Source organism: Treponema sp. OMZ 305, assembly GCF_024181325.1.
Classification (GTDB): Bacteria; Spirochaetota; Spirochaetia; order Treponematales; family Treponemataceae; genus Treponema.
This window is the reverse complement of record NZ_CP051300.1, coordinates 1,381,290-1,399,495: the sequence shown is the minus strand read 5'-3', so window position 1 is coordinate 1,399,495 and position 18,206 is coordinate 1,381,290. Positions and strand designations below refer to the sequence as shown.

General features: G+C 49.0%; 10 protein-coding genes and 1 tRNA gene. 3 read left to right on the top strand and 8 right to left on the bottom strand.

What is annotated here, in order from left to right; translation table 11 throughout:
- Positions 1–277: 277 nt before the first annotated feature.
- The 5 genes from ABK01_RS06235 to ABK01_RS06215 all read right to left on the bottom strand — a co-directional run bounded on the left by ABK01_RS06235 (position 278) and on the right by ABK01_RS06215 (position 12,579).
- Positions 278–2,878: a transglycosylase domain-containing protein gene (locus ABK01_RS06235; protein WP_253674965.1), complete on the bottom strand. Its 2,601-nt coding sequence runs from the start codon at positions 2,876–2,878 to the stop codon at positions 278–280.
- Positions 2,875–4,722, bottom strand: coding sequence for a glycoside hydrolase family 2 protein (locus tag ABK01_RS06230; protein WP_253674964.1), 1,848 nt, complete (start codon positions 4,720–4,722; stop codon positions 2,875–2,877). Before ABK01_RS06230 ends, ABK01_RS06235 begins: the two co-directional genes overlap by 4 nt.
- Positions 4,719–6,095 (bottom strand): MFS transporter, encoded by a 1,377-nt coding sequence (locus tag ABK01_RS06225; protein ID WP_253674963.1) that lies wholly within the window; start codon positions 6,093–6,095, stop codon positions 4,719–4,721. Before ABK01_RS06225 ends, ABK01_RS06230 begins: the two co-directional genes overlap by 4 nt.
- A 22-nt stretch (positions 6,096–6,117) precedes the next feature.
- Entirely contained in the window at positions 6,118–12,279 is a 6,162-nt protein-coding gene (locus tag ABK01_RS06220) for an Ig-like domain-containing alpha-2-macroglobulin family protein (RefSeq protein WP_253674962.1), read from the bottom strand.
- A gap of 226 nt (positions 12,280–12,505) precedes the next feature.
- Positions 12,506–12,579: transfer RNA gene (locus tag ABK01_RS06215), tRNA-Arg, on the bottom strand.
- Positions 12,580–13,235: 656 nt separating this feature from the next.
- Here ABK01_RS06215 and ABK01_RS06210 point away from each other — a divergent pair.
- Both ABK01_RS06210 and ABK01_RS06205 read left to right on the top strand, forming a co-directional pair.
- Positions 13,236–13,865: a TlpA family protein disulfide reductase gene (locus ABK01_RS06210; RefSeq protein WP_230974346.1), complete on the top strand. Its 630-nt coding sequence runs from the start codon at positions 13,236–13,238 to the stop codon at positions 13,863–13,865.
- Positions 13,858–14,661, top strand: coding sequence for a cytochrome c biogenesis protein CcdA (locus ABK01_RS06205; RefSeq protein WP_212564924.1), 804 nt, complete (start codon positions 13,858–13,860; stop codon positions 14,659–14,661). Before ABK01_RS06210 ends, ABK01_RS06205 begins: the two co-directional genes overlap by 8 nt.
- A 31-nt stretch (positions 14,662–14,692) precedes the next feature.
- Here ABK01_RS06205 and ABK01_RS06200 read toward each other — a convergent pair whose 3' ends face one another.
- A complete protein-coding gene (locus tag ABK01_RS06200; RefSeq protein ID WP_253674961.1) occupies positions 14,693–15,607 on the bottom strand; it encodes a selenium metabolism-associated LysR family transcriptional regulator in 915 nt (304 codons plus the stop codon).
- Positions 15,608–15,685: 78 nt separating this feature from the next.
- Complete coding sequence (locus tag ABK01_RS06195; protein ID WP_253674960.1) at positions 15,686–16,504, bottom strand: M23 family metallopeptidase; 819 nt, start codon at positions 16,502–16,504, stop codon at positions 15,686–15,688.
- Positions 16,505–16,628: 124 nt separating this feature from the next.
- Here ABK01_RS06195 and ABK01_RS06190 point away from each other — a divergent pair, with 124 nt between their 5' ends.
- Positions 16,629–17,195, top strand: coding sequence for a redoxin domain-containing protein (locus ABK01_RS06190; RefSeq protein ID WP_212564927.1), 567 nt, complete (start codon positions 16,629–16,631; stop codon positions 17,193–17,195).
- An 80-nt stretch (positions 17,196–17,275) separates the two neighbouring features.
- Here ABK01_RS06190 and ABK01_RS06185 read toward each other — a convergent pair whose 3' ends face one another.
- A complete protein-coding gene (locus ABK01_RS06185) occupies positions 17,276–18,202 on the bottom strand; it encodes a transcriptional regulator (protein WP_253674959.1) in 927 nt (308 codons plus the stop codon).
- Between the last annotated feature and the right edge of the window lie 4 nt (positions 18,203–18,206).

Genomic DNA, 18,206 nt, shown 5'->3' with positions numbered 1-18,206 from the left:
GTCTTGTTGGTACAGTACACAGCGATAACCTTACCCTGATAATTACCATATTGTAACTTTTTTTCTTTATCAAAGCAATCTTTGATTATTGTATAATACCCATTTACACAAAACTTCTTACAACGTTAACAATATTGCAAATTGATTGACTGCAAGAACCCAATTTCTGATCGGCATCGTTATTACTGTTGCGCTTTCTGTTGCAGATATCCTGTCCGTGCAGCGAATACTCAAAAAGTATCTTTTAAAACTCGGTTTGATTGTTAGATGTTTCCTTTCATTCAACGGTAAATACAACCGATACCTCTTCATCGCCGCAGCGGACGATAAGCCGGTGTTCTCCTTTCTCCAGCGGAAGGCTGCCTGAAAACGGGCGGTTTAGGGTAATTGGAGTGCGGCCGCCGTAGCTAATATATACGGTATCTTCCGCTCCGCCGGTAATTTCGATTGGAACGCCGATGCCTTGGTAACGAGCATTGCTGACAAAACGGCTGCCGTTTGCCGGTCGGATGACAGTTAACGCATTACTCGGCTGTCCGATGGTACCGTGCCGTGTGATGTTCGCAAACCAGCGCCGGTATTCTTCGGGGTATACGGTAACTGAGCGTCCGTTTTGTATTTGGTGCCAGTTGCATTCGCCGCTTGCTTGTTCATATTCGCCGGTTTCCCGTTTATATGTGCCGTGCCGGTTGGATGCGTTGAGCCGGTTGGATGTGCCGAAGCTGTTGTATCCACTCTGTTCATTGTACCTATTGTGCTCGTTGAAAGCGGCGAATGCGGACGGCAGATATTCCTGTACGGTGTTGTGGCATGCGGGACCGGCGGGCATTCCAGAAAGGGCGCAAACGGGTTCACGGCACCAATGCTCCGGTTCTGCAAAGTTTTTTGCCGGTACGACGGTGCCGTCCGCTAATGACAGGCTGTGCAGCCGGACGAGTACGTTCCGTGCAATCGAAGCGGGGGCGGAGCTTCCTGTTTTCCCGATGACGGTATTGCCTGCAAAATTTCCCATCCATACGCCGACGGTAAAGGCCGATGATGAGGCGAGGGCAACAAGGCTTTGGAATTGATTTGCCGTACCTGTTTTGAATATGGAAGGAAATGGGGTATTCAGCGGTGAAGAAAAGCCGAACCCCTTTGCCCTCGCTGCGGAATCGGAAAGGATTGAGCAGATGAGCCGCGCGGTATCTGCGCTGAAAACCTGTCTCGGTGTGGAAAAGCCGTCGGCAGTGCTTCCATCAGTAAATGAGCGCAGCGGGAGGAGTACGCCGTCGCGGGGAAAAACGCTGAATGCGCGTACCAGTTCGTAGAGGGGAACCGGTACGCTGCCGAGTGCAAGCGACAGTTTTGCCTCTACGCCGTCTGTTCCGATAGACTGAAAGCCGAGTTCCTCTAACGTGCGCAGATAGGTTTCGATACCGAGTTCGTTGAGAAGATAGACGGCGGGAATATTGAGGCTGGAGGCAAGCGCAACCCGTAAACGGACGGGACCGTTAAACCGGTTATTAAAGTTGCGCGGGATATACGCCTCTTCCTTTCCGAACCGTATCGGGATATCCGGCAGTATATCCGACGGCTTCCATCCTTGTTCCAATGCGAGCGCATATAAAAACGGTTTTGAACTGCTCCCGCTCTGATTTAACGCGGTAACACCGTCGATTTTTCCGTTGCTTTCATCGTCAAAATATGAGTTTGAGCCTACCCACGCAAGGATATTCCCGGTTGCGTTTTCGATAACGAGAATGGCGCCGTTGTGTACGCGCGCTTGAGGATTGCTTTTCAACTGAGCGCGGAGGAGCAGTTCAGCCTGAGCGGACAAGGCACTGTCTGCGGTTAAATACCAGTCGGACGGTAATGCTTGAGGTGCTGCTTTGGGGGATGCCGATACGGGCTGGTGCGCAGTCTGTGTTTGACTGTTCCTCTGCGGGGAACTGCTGCCCTGCGCAATTTCCGGGCTGTCTTCCGGTTGCGGTTGAGTACCGCCTTGCTGAACTTCCGGTTGTCGGTGAAAATCGCCTGCTTTATACCGCCGCACAAGGTATTCGATGTAATGAGGCATCCCGAAGGGGTATTCAAAGCGGCGTGCGGTACGGGCAGCCTGCAGCAGCCGGTCTGTAAGCGGGGTGTCTTGCTGTCCGTCCTGCCCTGTGCTTTCTTGCACAAAGACGGCGTGGTAGAGCGCGGCCGCTTTTTCGGCACATGCTTCGGGATGCTCAAGCGGGTTGTAACCGGCGGGACGGCGGGGAATGACTGCGAGGCAGCAGAGCTGTTCCGCAGTCAGTTCCGAAAGCGGCAGGGCAAAAAAATTCCTTGCTGCCGAGGTAAGGCCTTCGGTTTGGAATCCAAACGGAAGGCTGTTAAGATAGAGTTCAAGAATAGCCTGTTTTGAAAGGCGCCGCTCAATCCGGAGCGCGTTTCGAGCTTCTCGGAGCTTTGCAAAAAACGTACGCCTTTTTGCCGGAACGACGAGGCGGGCGAGCTGCATCGTAACGGTAGACGCACCGCTGACCCGCTTCCCGCTGCTGATATTTTGATAAGCTGCCCGTGCAATAGCGGCAACATCGATGCCGCGGTGGGAGAAAAAATCCTTGTCCTCCGCAGCGAGAAAGATGCGGACGGCCTCGGGCGGCATCGATTCATACGCCGTAAATTCACGCCGTATGCCGTTCTCCAGTGCGAGGATTTGAATAAGGTTGCCGCCCCGATCATAGACGCGGGTACTCCAATCCCGCTGCATAAAAGCGTCCAGTTCCGGGAACGGTAAAAAGAGCGAAAGCCAGCCGCCGATACAGAGTACAATCAGCAACGCCGCCGTGCCGTACAGCAGCCGTTTTTTAGATAATCTGCGTGTATTACTCTGCCGTATTTTCATAATCATTTATAATCGGCGTAGTTTTTTTTGAAAAGTCCATGTAAGGTTTCGGCAATCTGTAAGCTCAAGTCTCCATCCAATTTTGTTTCTTTCCTGTCGTAAGTAAAAATACCATTCACCTCATCTTCAACATCGCTCACTTGAGTATAAATTGAAGCGCTCAATCCTTTTTCCATCGCCGGATATACATCGGTTTCATAGAGGTTCCGGATACCGTCGTTTAAAGATTGCGTATCGCTGAAGATTTTATAACCGTATAAAATATCGGAGGATGTATGACCTTCTACAGCCAAACTGAAGCCTCCGAATTCGGTTAAGGCTAAAATCCGATTCAACGGATCGGGTTTCGGGCGGAAGGACTTAAAATAAATGTGATAGCTGTGGAAATCTCCGGCCCCTTGATCAAAATAGCCGCTCGCATGATCGATGAGCCTCGTGGGATCTTGTTTATGGACGTATTCCGCCATTGAGGCTGCTTCGAATTGGCCCCATCCTTCATTAAAAGGAACCCATACCGAAAGGCTTACCGTATTGTACAGTAAATCGATGGTACGTTCGGCATCGCGTAAAAATATGTTCCGCCCCTTTTCGCTTTTGCGTCCGTAGAGGGCATAGCGGTTTTTCGTATCTTTAAAATTGAAGCCGAGCCACGGTGCATATTGAACGACCAACGGTTTATACGGGCCGCCGCCGCTGACAAAATCCTGCCAGACGAGCATTCCGAGCCTATCGCAATGATAGTACCAGCGGAGCGGTTCTATTTTAATGTGCTTCCTCAGCATATTAAAACCCATATCTTTCAGTTTTTTAATTTCCCAAATCATCGCCTCGTCGGAAGGCGGCGTATACATTCCGTCGCTCCAATATCCCTGATCCAAGAGCCCGTGATGAAAGATCGGCGCTCCGTTTAGACTGAGAACGGGACCGTGTTTGCCGTTGATGATTCCGAATTCCCGCATACCGAAGTATGAAGTTACCGTATCCTCTCCTGCACGGATTTCCACATCATAGAGGAAAGGATGTTCGGGACTCCAACTCTTAAAATCGGCAGGCATTTTTATCCGCAACGGATTGGTTGTGAGTGTGTCTTCCGCAATTACAGAACCGGAGTCAAATATTTTAATGCGTATATCATCATCAAGTTTAACATATATATCATCAAGTCGATGCGAAGAGTTTACATTGTTTCCGCCGGTATCGGCTCCGGTAATAAAAACCGAAATTTCAACTTCACCTGTTTGATAATGAGGAGCTATATTGATCTTTTCGATATGAGTGTCGGGAACTTTTTCGCACCATACGGTTTGCCAAATACCGCTCTGCCCCGTGTACCAAATCTCTCCTCGGTTTAAGGTTTGCTTACCGTAGGCCTCATCACCGGTATCGGTATCGTCGGTAACTGCAATGATGATTTCCGTTGTATCACCGTTTAAAAAATCGCTGATATCAAAAGAGAACGGCCAGTATCCCCCCGAATGGGAACCTGCTTCTTTACCGTTGACATAGACGGTACAGTGTTGATCTACCGCTCCGAAATGTAAAAGAAGCCGCTCACTCGGTTTACAGTGTTCAAAGTTGAATGTTCTGCGGTACCACAGCGTCTCCTCCGGAAGCAACTGCCGCTGTACATTTGACAGGATTGTTTCCGGAGAGAACGGTACGATTATTTCTCCGTCCCATATTTTAGGCATCTGTTTATCGGCGGTTATCGCGTAGTCCCATGCTCCGTTTAAGCACTGCCATTCTTTCCGCACCAACTGAGGACGGGGATAATCGTTTAAGGGCTTTTGTTTGTCGAGCGCTTCACCCCACGGTGTGAGTAAAGGTTTTATCGGTTTGTTTTTTCTCATGTTATTGTCTCGATGGTAAGGCGATCGTTTCTGCGCCGGTTATACATTTTCGATGCGAAAAAGAGCGGGAAGAGCGCCGTTACCGCTAGAATCGCTCCCCACAGATAGATGGATTCTGCGGGAATATTTTCGATGATTCCGAATTCATTCGCGATGGAGCCTGCTCCGTTTTTAACAATGATGTTGCCTATCACGGTTCCGATAATCATCGGGGTGAGGACGAAAAAGAGAATACGGATACCTTCAAACTGCCCTCGTGCGGTTTCGGGATAGAGTTCTTTAACCCAGATGGTCATCGATTGCGTGACGAGAATTTGTCCTGCACCTGCAAGGAAAACGGAAAGGAACAGCGGAATGTTTTGCACGCAGAATACCGTTTCCGTGTTAAAAGCCGCGGGCTTTGCAAAGAGCGATAAAATGCATAAGCCGACGATATTCAGAATAATTGCAAAACAGGCAAGCTGCGGAGTACGCCTCTTATTGATAATCCCGATTGCAGGAATCACCGGCAGGGACGCGGCGACTAAACTTAATCCTTGAATAATGCCCATGTTCCCTGCGTTAAAGCCCATGCGGTAAATCATCCAGTTTCCCATGTGGACAAAATAAACATTGAACGAGACAAAAAAAAGTGCCGTTGTAATACACGCAAGCATCAATTCTTTTTGAGAAAAAAAACCTTCCGCTTTAAAGATTGAGCTCAATTGCTCCCAAAATGAACCGGTTTTGCAAGGTTTTAAGTCGGGAGAATCTTTTAATAGAAGAAGCGAGAGAAGTCCTGCAAGGATGACAAAGATACCCATAGACCAAAACAAGCGTTGATAGTTATTTTCGCTGCCGATGAGCAAACCGCCCAATACGGTGCCGACGATGGTGCCGATTATCGGTTGAATTGCGAGTACGGCTCCGACTTGACCGCGGTTTTTATCGGTAGTCATGTCATTGCTCCATGCATTGTATCCCGAATCGTTTCCCATAGAGCCGAAAAAGCTCATAACATCATCGGCTAAGATAACAAGGACTGCCGCCCAGATTGAAGCCTTTGCTCCGGTTCCGACCTGTCCGTGTCCCACAAATTCGGTAAGACCGAACAGAATCGTCGTCAATCCCCATACGATGTAGCCTATAGAGATAAATCTTCTTCTCGAACCGATTCTATCCGACAGTGTCCCGAATATGAAGGTTGAGAATGTTGTGACCAAAGCGCTGGTAATAACCATGAGCGTTACGATAGAGGAATCTTTTGCAATCTTTGCATACACAAAGGTATTAAACCATTGATTTTCGATATTCCAGCATAACTGTCCCGCAAGACCTAAGCCCCACATTAAAAACCAAAATCGTTTTGTTCCGATAAGTGTTTTTTCTTTCATAGTATCCATTACTTATTACCCATCACTTAATCACATAGAGCATTCCGCCGCTTCGTCCGAAGATTTCATTTTCGTACATACACTCGGCGGTTGCAGGCGGGCAGGGGAATACGCCGCGGCGGGCTGCGCGGAACTTAAAGCGTACCGTGGTGCCGCCTTTGTCCCAGCTGTTCCAGAAATACTGAACTTCGTTGTCGTATATCTGTTGCTTACTTGGATCCCGCCAATCAGTCCACGGCTTTTCCGTATCTTCTTCCTCGTAATCGTTTGATGCAGTGGTAACGAAGGCTGCGTCTAAAATTTCCGCGCCTGACGGAATGGGCGCCCGCAGTGCGACAAACGTATAGTCCTTTCCCGACGAGAGGCGGATTGCCATTTCGTAGGTTTTGCCGCTTTCGAGGGTGATCATCGAGCTGTTCTCCGAATCCGGCGTTACGATTGTATCTGCGGCAATGTCGCGGATAGTACAGGAAACGCCGAGCCCCTCGTCGCGCGGCTGCTGGCGTTCCTGCGGCAGTGCATACGCAAGCGAGGCAGTGTAATAGAGCTGTCCCGTACCGGTTTTGGTAAAGCGGAGCGGCAGCAGGGTATCCCGCTTTGCTCCCGACACCGGCTGTTCTTTAAAGGAGAACATTTGGAAAGCCGGTTTTGCTGCCGCTCCTTTGAACGCCGCAGTGAGTAGGTCTCCGCCGGGCAGTGATGCCGCAGCGGTGAGGTCGGTAGCATCAAGCTGGGCATACTGAATATATTCGTACACTGCTTCCAACACGTGAGCAGTAGTCGCCGTATTTTGCCAATAGCCGCCCTTTTGACGCTGCAACAGGGTGTACAGCACTGCCCGTACCGCATCTTCGCGGCTATGGTCGGGCACCGCTTTTACCAAGCTCTGCAGAATAAGCGCTAAGTCGAGGGAAAGGTCGTTCTCGTACCAGAATCGGTAGCCTTGTAACGGCGGCACCGCGAGCGATACGCTGCGGGTGGTAAAGCGGCACGCATTCATGATCCGTTCCGTACACTTCGCCGCCTTCGCTGCATCTCCGGCGCGGTTCCGATGCGTGTAGGTTAAGCTTAGCAATGCAAGGGCTGCAAGATCATTCGGTTGCGCGGTGTAGTCTTCCAGCTGAGGAATCACACGTGCTTGAACTGCCGTCAAAATACTTTCATCAAAACCGGCGTTGTTCATTGCCAGTACAAAGCAGGCGTAGGCTTGTAAGTACGGCGAGAGCGTTTTCCTCTTCGCAAGCAGCTGCGAGCGAATATAGTCGGTCAGTTTTTTTGTATTGACGGCAATATCATCTTGGCTGTATCCGCGCTGCTGTGCGGCGGCGCAGATATGCGCAATCCGTAAACTGACATAAAAGTCCGCGTACCAGCCGCCCTGCCAGTAGGGGAAGCCGCCTTCGGACGTTTGTTCCCGCGCCCATGCCGCCATCGTTTTTTTGACCGTGTGCCGGACATTCGGTACCTTACTTTTAAGCGAGAATACGTCGATGTAGTTTTCAAACAGGACGAGCGGTAGAATGCGGGCGGACTGCTGTTCCATGCAGAGGAACGGATAGTCGAATACGTAATCAATAGCCGACGACAGCGCGCCGAGTCCGCTTGAATCCAGCGTCAGACTGAGCGATCCGGTATTTTCATCTGCCATAGACGGAATGATCAGCCCCTCGGCTGCTTCGTTTTCATCTTTTGCGATAGCGCCGGTTGAAGTTACGGTTTCAAAGACAAAGGGTCGTTCGATAACGAGCGGCTGAATCAGTTTCTCTTTGAGCGCATCGGAAGAAACGGTAAACACCGCCTCTACCGTGCCCGCCTTTACCGCTGCAATATCAAAGTAGACCGCCGCCTGCTGCCCGCCTGCAACGGTAACCGTATGCGTTGTCTCCCCGTCGATAAAGGCGGCTCCGCGGTGCGGTATGCCGACCGTAGAGGTATCTTGCCCCTGTCCATTTTTTTGAGCGGCGGCATTTCCCGCGCTGCCTTGCTTACCGCCCTGTGCATCGGCAGCGGAATCATCCTGCGAGCAGGGTTCGCGGACTGAGGCGCGTATCGTAATGCTATGAGCGCGGGTGTCCACATTGGAAATGAGGACGCCGCATTCTGCAGTATCCCGTTCACGGAGGCGGCGGGGCATAACCGGCAGGATGTTGACGGTGTTCTGCACGATAATCTCTTCTTCGTGCAGGGCAAAAAGGTCGGTATGTGCTCCGACGGCGGTAAGCCGGTAGCTGGTCAGCGTATCCGGCAGCTTAAAGGTTGCCGTCACCTTACCGTTTGAATCCGTCTTTAAGATAGGAATAAATACCGCGGTCGGGTTAAAGTTGCTGCGTTCTGCTTCATCATCCCCTTTCCCGCCGTCCGAATCGCCGCCTGCAAGCGTTTTCGCTTCTTCCATAACGGGATCCATCAGCCACGCGCGGGAATCTCCGCCGATGACGCCGAGCTGGAAATTGTCGGGATCATAGAAGAAGTCGAGCGGATTGGGCACGTGATAATCTATTAAATCGAGGACACCGCGGTCTACGGCAAGCAGGGTGAGTTCCGCATTGGCCAAGGGCTTACCGCCTCTTGTCGCCGTCAGTGTAACGGTTGCTTCCTCTCCGGGCTTGTACACAGACTTATCCGCGGCGAGTTCGACGGAGAATGCTTTGACGCGGGTATTTACAAAGACCGGCGTCATACCGAAAATGCCTTTCGGCTTATCAAGGTCAAGTTCGCCGTGCTTGTGCTGCGGCTCCTTTGTCCGTACCGAATAGGATGACACTGCGACATACACCACGGGAATATAGTTGCTTGCGATGGGGATTTCCAAAACTTGCGTATTCCCGTCGAGTTCGCGGACTTCTTCCGTAAAAATACCTTCGCGCTCTACCGTGATGAGGTATCTTCCCGCAGGGAGCGGGCTTTGCATCAAAATGCGGGCAGTGTCGCCGGGGTTGTACAGCGATTGGTCGGGCGTTAGGCGCACGGCATCTTCATAATCGCGATCCCAAAAGCTCGCGCCCGATCCGGTAACATAGAAGTGGTAATCGGTTTTGAACGTGCGCCCTGCGGTATCGGTTCCGCTCATACTCAGAATATATGAACCGGCATTTTTCGGCGTTACCTGCACCGTTCCCTTTGCAGCGGGTTTCACGGTTGCCGTATGCTCGGTGATGTTTTCTTTTTCGTAGTTTGAGTAAATGCTACCGCCCGAGCCGCGCTCCTGCACGAGTTTCCAGTTTTCCCTGATCAGCTCAACGGTAAAATCTCCTGCGGCTGGTTTGGTGTCGCTAAGCGGATTGCCGTCGGGGGAGGCGAGGATGAACGGGAAGGTGAGCTTTTGTCCCTTTTGCGCAAAGCCGGTAAGGTTTTCAGGCCGTGCAAGCCCGATGTAGAGCGCTGCCGGATGCACCATAACGGTATTCCGTGCGGAAATTTGCTGATTGCTGATGTCGGTTATCGAAACCTCGGTGCTGTAGCGATAGGGGAGGCCGATAATGCCTTCCGAAGCTGCCGCTTGGCAGGAAAGTTCCGCCGTACCCGTGTTCGATAGTTTTCCGGAAAACGATGCAACATGATCGATACCATAGCCCGATACTCCGAACCGATAGTCCTTTAATGCCGCATGGTGAGGGCTGAAAGAGGCTCCTTGACGCATCCAGCTTCCGCTATATGCAGCCTTGCCAAGCCCTCCGCCCGAAAGGTACGAGGCGGATACTGCCGCTTTGATGGTATCTCCCATAATGACCGGCTGCTGCGGCATAGTTACTTCCGCCTGAAATTTCAGCTTTTCAAAATACGCAACGGTGATGGGACATTCCTGTGCTTCGCTGTTGTTATCGTCGTCAGTCCGCCGGTAGGTCAGGCTGTAGGAGCCGGGCGCTAAATCTTCCGGTAAGTCGAATGCTCCCCAAAAGCTCCCCGAATCGGTACAGGTGCCTTCTTGCTCTGCAACGTCTACCTCATCTCCTTCCGATGAATAACCCGATAACGTAACGGTGTACTGCCCCTCGTACGGCGTGAAGGTATTGAATGTTTGTGTGCGGTCGATACCTCTGAACGAAACCGTTTCTCCGGGTTTATACAGCCCTCTGTCTGAAAAAAGGAACGTCCGCTGATGTGTTTCTGCAACTTCCGACGGATAGTACGCTGCAGGAACATCGAAGCGCCACGGGCTGTGGGTATGCGGATAGAAAACAGCTTTATCTCCATCTTTTTCTACAAATACGGCAGTATAATTTTTCGCATTGCGGAAAAAGCGGATACTTTTGCTTCCGTAGGGAAGGACGGCAAGCCCTTCTTTATCGGTGGTGCCGGAGACAAAGGGATTTTGCGCACCTTCTTCGGGGCTGACCGCTTCATTCTTATCGGTTTCCGCGTCGTACAGGTATACCGAAGCACCTTCAACGGGTTCCCCTGTCGAGAGCTTAGAAACCAGCACAACGGTTTTATTGAGCGCGGAACGGACGGTAATGCCGAGGTCCGTTACCTGCACGGTCGAGGTTTGGCGGTTGACGCGAGGGTTTTTATCCCGCTGAGAATAGGGCGGGAGGGTTATTTCCGTATCGATGCAGACAAAACCTTTGCCGTTTTCAAGGTAGGGGTCAAGGTCGGCGAGTTCAAATAGCCGTTTATTCCGCACGGAAGTATCTAAGGTCTTTGCCCTTGAACGGTCATAAGCCTCTCCCCATGAGCTTAGATCAAGCGGATTGTCGGTTTTTGCGATTGCATAGCTCGACGGGGAAAGAATATTTTGATATTCAAAGAGGTATTTATGCGGATACGCTGCTTCCAGCATCAGATGCCCCGTATCGGTATATTGCACAAAACTCGGCGCATCGGGAACGGTAACCGTATAGGATGCAGCGGAGGCAAGAACTCTGCCGTAGGTGTCCTTTATGCCGTTTTGCACGGTAACGGTGTATGTTTCTTGGGGCGCAACCGGTAAGCCGTGAATCAGCACAGTTGAATAGTACGATGTTGCATTGTGCACTTCGATGTTTTTTTCACCGAATGTAAGCGCCGGTTTTATGGAAATATTGTTGAGTATGGTCTTTTTATCCACCGGATGGGAGAACCGGAGGGCTATCGGGTTTTTATAGCCGTAGTCGCTATGATAAACCGATGCGTTCTTGCAGGTAAACGGCTTGAGCGTATGGTATTGCGCTGTGGTGAGGGAGCCGTCCGGACGTTTTGCCGCTACGGTAACCGTTGCATTAAAGGGGATTTTGCCGTTGATATTCACCAATACGTTGAAGTCGTTTTCTCCTTCGGGGCGGGTAACGGTATGACGGTATGGAACCGCTTGTTTCCCTGCTTCCTGTACCGATACGGAAAGAATCGATTGCAGTTCGGCAGGCTGTACAGGATAATTGAAGCGGAGCTGTACATCGTTTGCCGCTTCCGGAATCAGGTTGTCGGTATTGATGGGTATCCACCGGTCGGAGTTTTTCCGCAGCATATAGCCGGGTTGGGAATAGGTGATTCGGAGCACTTCGCTGGTAACGGTGAACTGCCTTTTCCCTTCTATTTGTTTTCCGTTGAGCGCTTGTACGCTGTCTTTAACGGTTATCGTGTATTTCTGTCCGGGTTTAAGGCTTTCTGCAGGTTCAAAAGCAAGGTACCGCGAGCCGTACCAGCGGAACACACCTTTTACGGCTGGACTAATCGATAGGTATGGAGACTCCGTTTCCGGTTTGCCGAGGGCGCCGATTGCCTTAACCGGCAGCGAGAACACGACATAAAAGGACGGCGAGGTTACCGCCGCGGGAATCTTGCCTTTCGGTCCCCAATCGGCAACCGTGAGCGCTCCGCTCTGCGGAAGGTCGATGGTTTCCGCTACGCCTTTGGTTTGCTCGCCGGTCTCTGCCGTCAATTGAGGCGTGTAGGAGGTTTTGTATGCCGTAAGCGCCCGTATCCCGGGAATAACCGAGACATCTTTTGCCGATGATTGCAGCGCAGGAGCTTTAAATGCCGGTATTTTGGAGTCCTGTTCGGGTTCGGGCGTTTCTATTGCATACTGCGGCAAAAACTGCTTTTCAAAGTCTGAAATATTCGGATCATTGTACTTGCGCTGCGTCTGTTCTTGCAGCTTTGCGATATACGCTTTTTGATTTGCATCGGTTGAACTTGAACCTTTGCCGCAGCCTGCTATCAGGACTGTCAGGGATATGATCGTTACAATAATACCGGATTTTTTCATCGCCCTTTGAACTCCCTTCAACTCATGAATAATGGGAACATCTAAAAACGCGAGTAAGTAGATGCTTCTACCATTATACAAGAGCCACCGTGAATATACAACACGGCGCATGGCGATTTCAGGGCAATCGCTATCATGAAAGAAAACTTTGAACCGGTGATTTGCATGGATGAAAGATAAAAGGGATGATATGAAGCATTACTATTGGGGATTGATGGGGATAAGATGAGACCGGCGGGATTCGAACCCGCCACCTACTGCTTAGAAGGCAGTTGCTCTATCCAAATGAGCTACGATCTCTTGGACGCGCAGTTTTCACTGCGAATATGTTATATATATACAATAGGAACGAAAAAAAGTCAAGGTTTATTTTCAGCCGCTGAAATAGCGCGGCTGAAAAACGCTACGAGTTTGCTTACGCAAACATCGCTTATTGACGTGTGCGCTATCGCGCACGGATTCAACAGTCTCAAAAATTGATATTTTGTTCGACTGTTAAATTTTAAGGAACCTATCGTGCAAACGCATCAGACTGTTTCTAGTAGCCCCGCAAAATAATTGGGGCTGTTCAACCAGAGTAACGCCAAGGAATTGCCATCCGTGTCAATTCCTTGGCTGCCGGTTTTTTCAAAAACCTGTTTCTGTTTATCACCTCTGCCATCCTTGGCAGTTCTGACTGCGGTTCAAATGGTCTCACAGTCCCAATTATTTTGCGCTTTTGCTCTACTCTACCTAATGCATTTGCCCTGCTACTGAAAAAACTGTGCAAAATTTTCTTCAAAATTTTGCACAAAAAAGATCTAAGTGCTTACATATTTCTGATGAAGTTACCCTGCCCAATCTGCTGCATCGGCAGCTCAAGAAATATTTTAGAGAATCTTTCAAAATTATTTAATTAAAAATCATTCCGAATATTTGACTTCTTGCCGTAAATATACTATTTTGTGTGCATGAAAATGAAAACATTATATTTATGCATTGCTTTTGGTTTCCTTGCGCTTGGCTGTTCCGCTAAGCAAACACAATCCGCTGCTTCGGCAACGATGTCGGATTCTGAGGCGCGGAAAACTGCTTCTGCGGCAGCGCAGAGTTCTGCAAATCAACAGACCTCTACCGATCCTGTTGCAGCGCTCAGTTCGCTCGGGTTTTATGTGTATGACCAGCCGATCGATCTGCCTATAACCGCGCCGATACCTGCGCTTACGGGTGATCCTGTCAAAGTGAGTGATTTTACCGGTAACATCACGCTCCTCAATTTTTGGGCGACATGGTGCCCGCCCTGCCGTGCGGAAATGCCTTCCATCGAGCGCCTATACAAAAAGATGAGCGGCACAAACTTCCGGATTGTTGCCGTCAATGCCGGTGAGCATCGCACACAAGTTTCGTCCTTTATCGAAAAAAATAAGTATACATTTCCCATCTATTTGGATGAATCAAATGCGGTATCGTCCATCTTTGCGGCGCGCGGTCTTCCTTCTACCTATCTGGTTAATAAAGAGGGAAAAGTTATTGCCGCGCGTATCGGTGCGATGGAATATGACCAAGCGGAATTGATAAAACTGCTCAAGGAATTAGCCGATGGGTAGTGCGTCTCTTCCCGGTTTATTCGGGGCGTTTTTTGCAGGACTGCTTTCGTTTTTGAGCCCCTGCGTCCTGCCGCTCATTCCTGTGTATCTCTCGTTTATTTCAGGTGAGTCATTGACGGAAATTCGAGAAGGCGGCAGCGGTCGTATGCGCCTTTTCCTGCGCAGTGTCAGCTTTGTACTTGGGTTTACGGTGGTATTTGTGCTGCTCGCTATTCTCTTCGGGACAGGCGCTCGTTTTATCGGCAGTTCTGCCCCCCGCGTCATTATGCGGATTGCTGGAGCCATTGTCATAATTCTCGGCCTTAACATGCTTTTCGATTTTATTCCGTTTTTACGCGGGGAGATAAAAGCACAAGCGCCAAACACTGCTGCGAGTTTTTCAAAGGCGTTTGTATTCGGGATGTTGTTTGCCGCCGGATGGAGTCCCTGTATCGGGCCGATTTTATCGTCCATCCTTCTGTTTGCCGCTCAGTCGGGGAATGCCGTAAAAGCAGCCTTTCTGCTTGGCGTATATTCGCTCGGCCTTGGCATTCCGTTTTTGTTGGTCGGGCTGTTTTTTGATAAAACGGAACCGTTACTGCGTTGGTTTAAACAACATGCACGCGGCGTAAAGATAACGGCAGGCATCCTCATTATCTTTTTCGGAATTCTGATGGTAACCGCCGGTTTGGCCAGCATTACCGCCTTCTTTACCAAGATAGGCTATGCATTGGAAGACTACGCGCAGACGGGAACTCCCCCGTTCAGTTCTATTGCAGGCGCTCTTGCCCGATGGCTACAATTCCAAGGAGTGTAGGAATATAGGAAAGCCACCGGAAACCGGCTTTTTAGATTGCGTTATTCTTTACGGATTTTTTGTAAAGGCGTGCGCAATCTAAAAATTCCTGTAAATATGTTGGGAGCATAATCTTTTTATTCCATACAAGATACAGGTCGCGGTATCGATGCGGGATATTTTCAAGTGAAAAAGAAAGCAGCTCGCCGCGGCTTATCATATCATCAACTGCGATTTTTGAAATAAACGAGGTTCCAACCCCTTGCATAACAAGCCGCTTAATCACTTCGATGTTATTAATTGTAGTAATAATATGGAGCGATTCGATAGAAATATGCGCGGCGGTGAGTATCAAATCCATATTCTGTTTTACGGCGGAACCGGTTTCCCGTACGATGAGCGGTTCTTGCGCAAGCCGCTTTATATCCGGCCGTATCTGCTGCAGAGCCCGATAATAGGGGATATTGGGCGTAATAAAGACAAACTCATCTTGATAAATCGGATAGAACTCGCAGTTTTCATCATCAGTTTTCATACCGACAATACCGGCATCTACCTTTCGTGCGGAAATCCGTTTGATAGTCTCATAACTGTTTTGCTCTTCAACTTGAATGAGCGTATTGGGATGGTTGTTTTTGAAGCGGCTTAACACAAAGGGAAGGATATATCCCGTAGGAATGGTAGACGCACCGAGCCGTAGAATTTTTCGATTGGGATTGATAAACCGATCAATAAGCGATGAACGCTGCTGCAATAAATCCTTGGCTTCGCGATAGAGCAGCGTTCCTTCTTCTGTAATTTTCAGCTCCCGTGTTGAGCGGATAAAGAGCGGGCTGTCAAGTTCTTCTTCAAGCTGTTTGATGTGGAGACTTACCGTCGGCTGGGAAATATTCAATTCTTCGGCCGCCGCAGAAAAACTCAAATTTTCTACAAGCTTTACAAATACCTCAAGATGTTTAAATTCCATAGTTAGTCCTCAAAACGGTAGTAGGAAAATCGTAAAAAGGGATCCGCTCATATTTCGGGCATTTTAAGAACGTTGCAATTACTGACCTCTCGGCGCCTTTGCGGGATCGAGCGGTTTATTGTTCTTGTATACCATAAAATAAAGCCGCGGGGTACCGGTAAGCGAATCTGAGGCAAGGGTACCAAGTTTTTGACCGACGGTAATATGCGCACCTGCTTGCGGAAGTATCTGCGCCAGCCCCCCGTATACATAGACATACTTTGTTTTTGACTGAATAAAGATAACCTGCCCGTACCCTCGGTGCGGTCCCATCGAAATAACGCGTCCCGAAGCGATAGCTTGTACGGAAGCGTTTGCCGTCGAATCGATAGCGACACCATAGAGCTTTCCCGAAAGGTACGAAATATCGGAGATGGGAACAGGCCACAGAAGCTTTTTGTCGATTGCTTTTTTTGTATATGAACGCGGATCTTCCCATGAAGCTTGAGGATTTTGCTGCGCTGCCCCTGTATTCTTAGGAGCTGCAGCAACGGCAGTTTTTTCTCGTTCCGGTACAATCAATATTTTTCCGACTTTTAAGACGGCAGAATCGGAAAGACTGTTCGCCTTCCGTAGCGCGTCAACGGTAACGGAGAATTTTTTTGCAATGCTGTAAAGGGTGTCGCCCTTTTGTATCGTGTATGTTTCGGGGATGTAAATTTTCTGCCCAACCGTAATTTTACCTGCATCACTGATGTTATTCCGTTCCAAGAGAATAGCAACCGGCACCGAATATTTGCGGCTTAACGCATAGAGCGTTTCGCCTTTTTCCAATATATGCAGGGTATCAGCTCCGGCGGCTGAATAAACGGCAAGAGAAAAAATAAAAATACAGACGGAATAACGATGCTTAGACATATTCGTCTATAAGTATCGGCTCATTATGCAAAAAACATAATATCGCAGTTGCCCTGTACTAGACATTGAGCAGCTGTTTCACTATTATCGTAACGATTATCAATTTAAGTTATAGGAGTATCTTATGGAAAATTTAATCGGAACAAAGATTATTGATTTTACTTTGCCTGCCTACTGCAAGGGAAAGTTTACTACGGTATCGACTGAGTCATTATTAGGTAATTGGTCCGTGTTTATGTTTTATCCCGCAGATTTTACGTTTGTGTGTCCGACCGAATTGGCCGATTTGGGTAAGCTGTATCCGGAATTTCAGGAAATCGGATGCAAGGTATTTTCCGTTTCTACCGATAGCGAGTTTGTGCATAAGGCATGGGCAGATGCAAGTGCGACAATCAGTACTCTGCCGTATGAAATGATTGCCGATAAAGCGGGTGTTTTTGCTGCTTCCTTGGGTATCCTTGTACCTGAAACATGGGTTGCTCTCCGCGGTTCCTTTGTTGTTGACCCTGACGGTATCATCAAAGCATACGAAGTGCACGATAACAGCATCGGACGCGATGCCTCCGAATTGCTGCGTAAGGTTCAAGCCGCCCAGTTTACTGCAGCGCACGGCGATCAGGTATGTCCTGCAAAATGGCACCCCGGCGAAAATACCCTGTATCCTTCAATTGACTTAGTCGGAAAAATCTAAGGAAGTGCTGATTAAAGAAAAGCTGTTACCGGCAAACGGGGCTGTTCCGAAAATAACCAACTTTTGAGACATCCCCATGCCTATTTTTTAAAAAGCTTCGAAAACGTTGCTTTAAGCTTTGCAAGCACCGATGGCGTTTGATCCTTTGCCGTTTTCTCTAATGCAAGGAAATCCCGTGCGGCATCATCAAGACTGAAATCGTTGCCGTTCTTTTGTTTGAGCCTATCCCAATGCTTGACAATCCAAACATAGATATCACTCTTCGTCCGATTTTTAAAATCGGAAAGCAGCTTATATTTATCTATCACAGCGATAACCGGAAGATAGACCGTTTTAAACCAAGAAATCAGCGCATCATTAAAATCGATTTCGGTATGCTGCTGCTCGTTCATATAATACTTATGGACAAGAATATGATTATAGATGACATCGTAGCGGCCGGCTGCGGTAAAGTCCAAATCCCAATAATCGGTCAGATCGCCGAAATGGGTTTCGTTATAAAACACCCGCTTTTCATAACGGATAACTGCATCGAGCAGCGTGTCCAGCCTAACATCAGGCGGCAGCTGCACCTCGCTTTGCAGCGAGATCACTTCAGCATCGATAAACTCAACGCCCTGCATCTTTGCCACCGACACACGATGATTCCCGTCCCGGACAAAATACAATCCGCCGAGCTCATACAGTTGAATGGGCGGCAACACGATATCGGACAAATGAGCTTGATCGACATTAACCCACCGTTGTTTCAATTCATTTGAACGGGGGAAAAAATGATTGTCAAAATCGTTATAGCGCCCCTCACTGCCGACAATCTTTTTGATCGGAACTGTTTTAAGCCCGACATACACCTCATTCTTAGGTTTTAAAATCTTTTTTACGTCGTTCAATGAAAGAAGCCGTTTTTTATCGGGATGCATGACATTCTGCATCTCATTGATCCATGCCTTATTGCGCGCTTTGGAAAAATCTTCTTGTGCCTGAAATCTGAAAGCATCCGACTGCATAATA

Coding starts and splice junctions, on each gene's coding strand:
- ABK01_RS06205 (WP_212564924.1), top strand. CDS start 13,858: ATGGGTAGTGCGTCTCTTCCCGGTTTATTCGGGGCGTTTTTTGCAGGA.
- ABK01_RS06220 (WP_253674962.1), bottom strand. CDS start 12,279: ATGAAAAAATCCGGTATTATTGTAACGATCATATCCCTGACAGTCCTG.
- ABK01_RS06185 (WP_253674959.1), bottom strand. CDS start 18,202: ATGCAGTCGGATGCTTTCAGATTTCAGGCACAAGAAGATTTTTCCAAA.
- ABK01_RS06210 (WP_230974346.1), top strand. CDS start 13,236: ATGAAAACATTATATTTATGCATTGCTTTTGGTTTCCTTGCGCTTGGC.
- ABK01_RS06235 (WP_253674965.1), bottom strand. CDS start 2,878: ATGATTATGAAAATACGGCAGAGTAATACACGCAGATTATCTAAAAAA.
- ABK01_RS06195 (WP_253674960.1), bottom strand. CDS start 16,504: ATGTCTAAGCATCGTTATTCCGTCTGTATTTTTATTTTTTCTCTTGCC.
- ABK01_RS06190 (WP_212564927.1), top strand. CDS start 16,629: ATGGAAAATTTAATCGGAACAAAGATTATTGATTTTACTTTGCCTGCC.
- ABK01_RS06200 (WP_253674961.1), bottom strand. CDS start 15,607: ATGGAATTTAAACATCTTGAGGTATTTGTAAAGCTTGTAGAAAATTTG.
- ABK01_RS06225 (WP_253674963.1), bottom strand. CDS start 6,095: ATGAAAGAAAAAACACTTATCGGAACAAAACGATTTTGGTTTTTAATG.
- ABK01_RS06230 (WP_253674964.1), bottom strand. CDS start 4,722: ATGAGAAAAAACAAACCGATAAAACCTTTACTCACACCGTGGGGTGAA.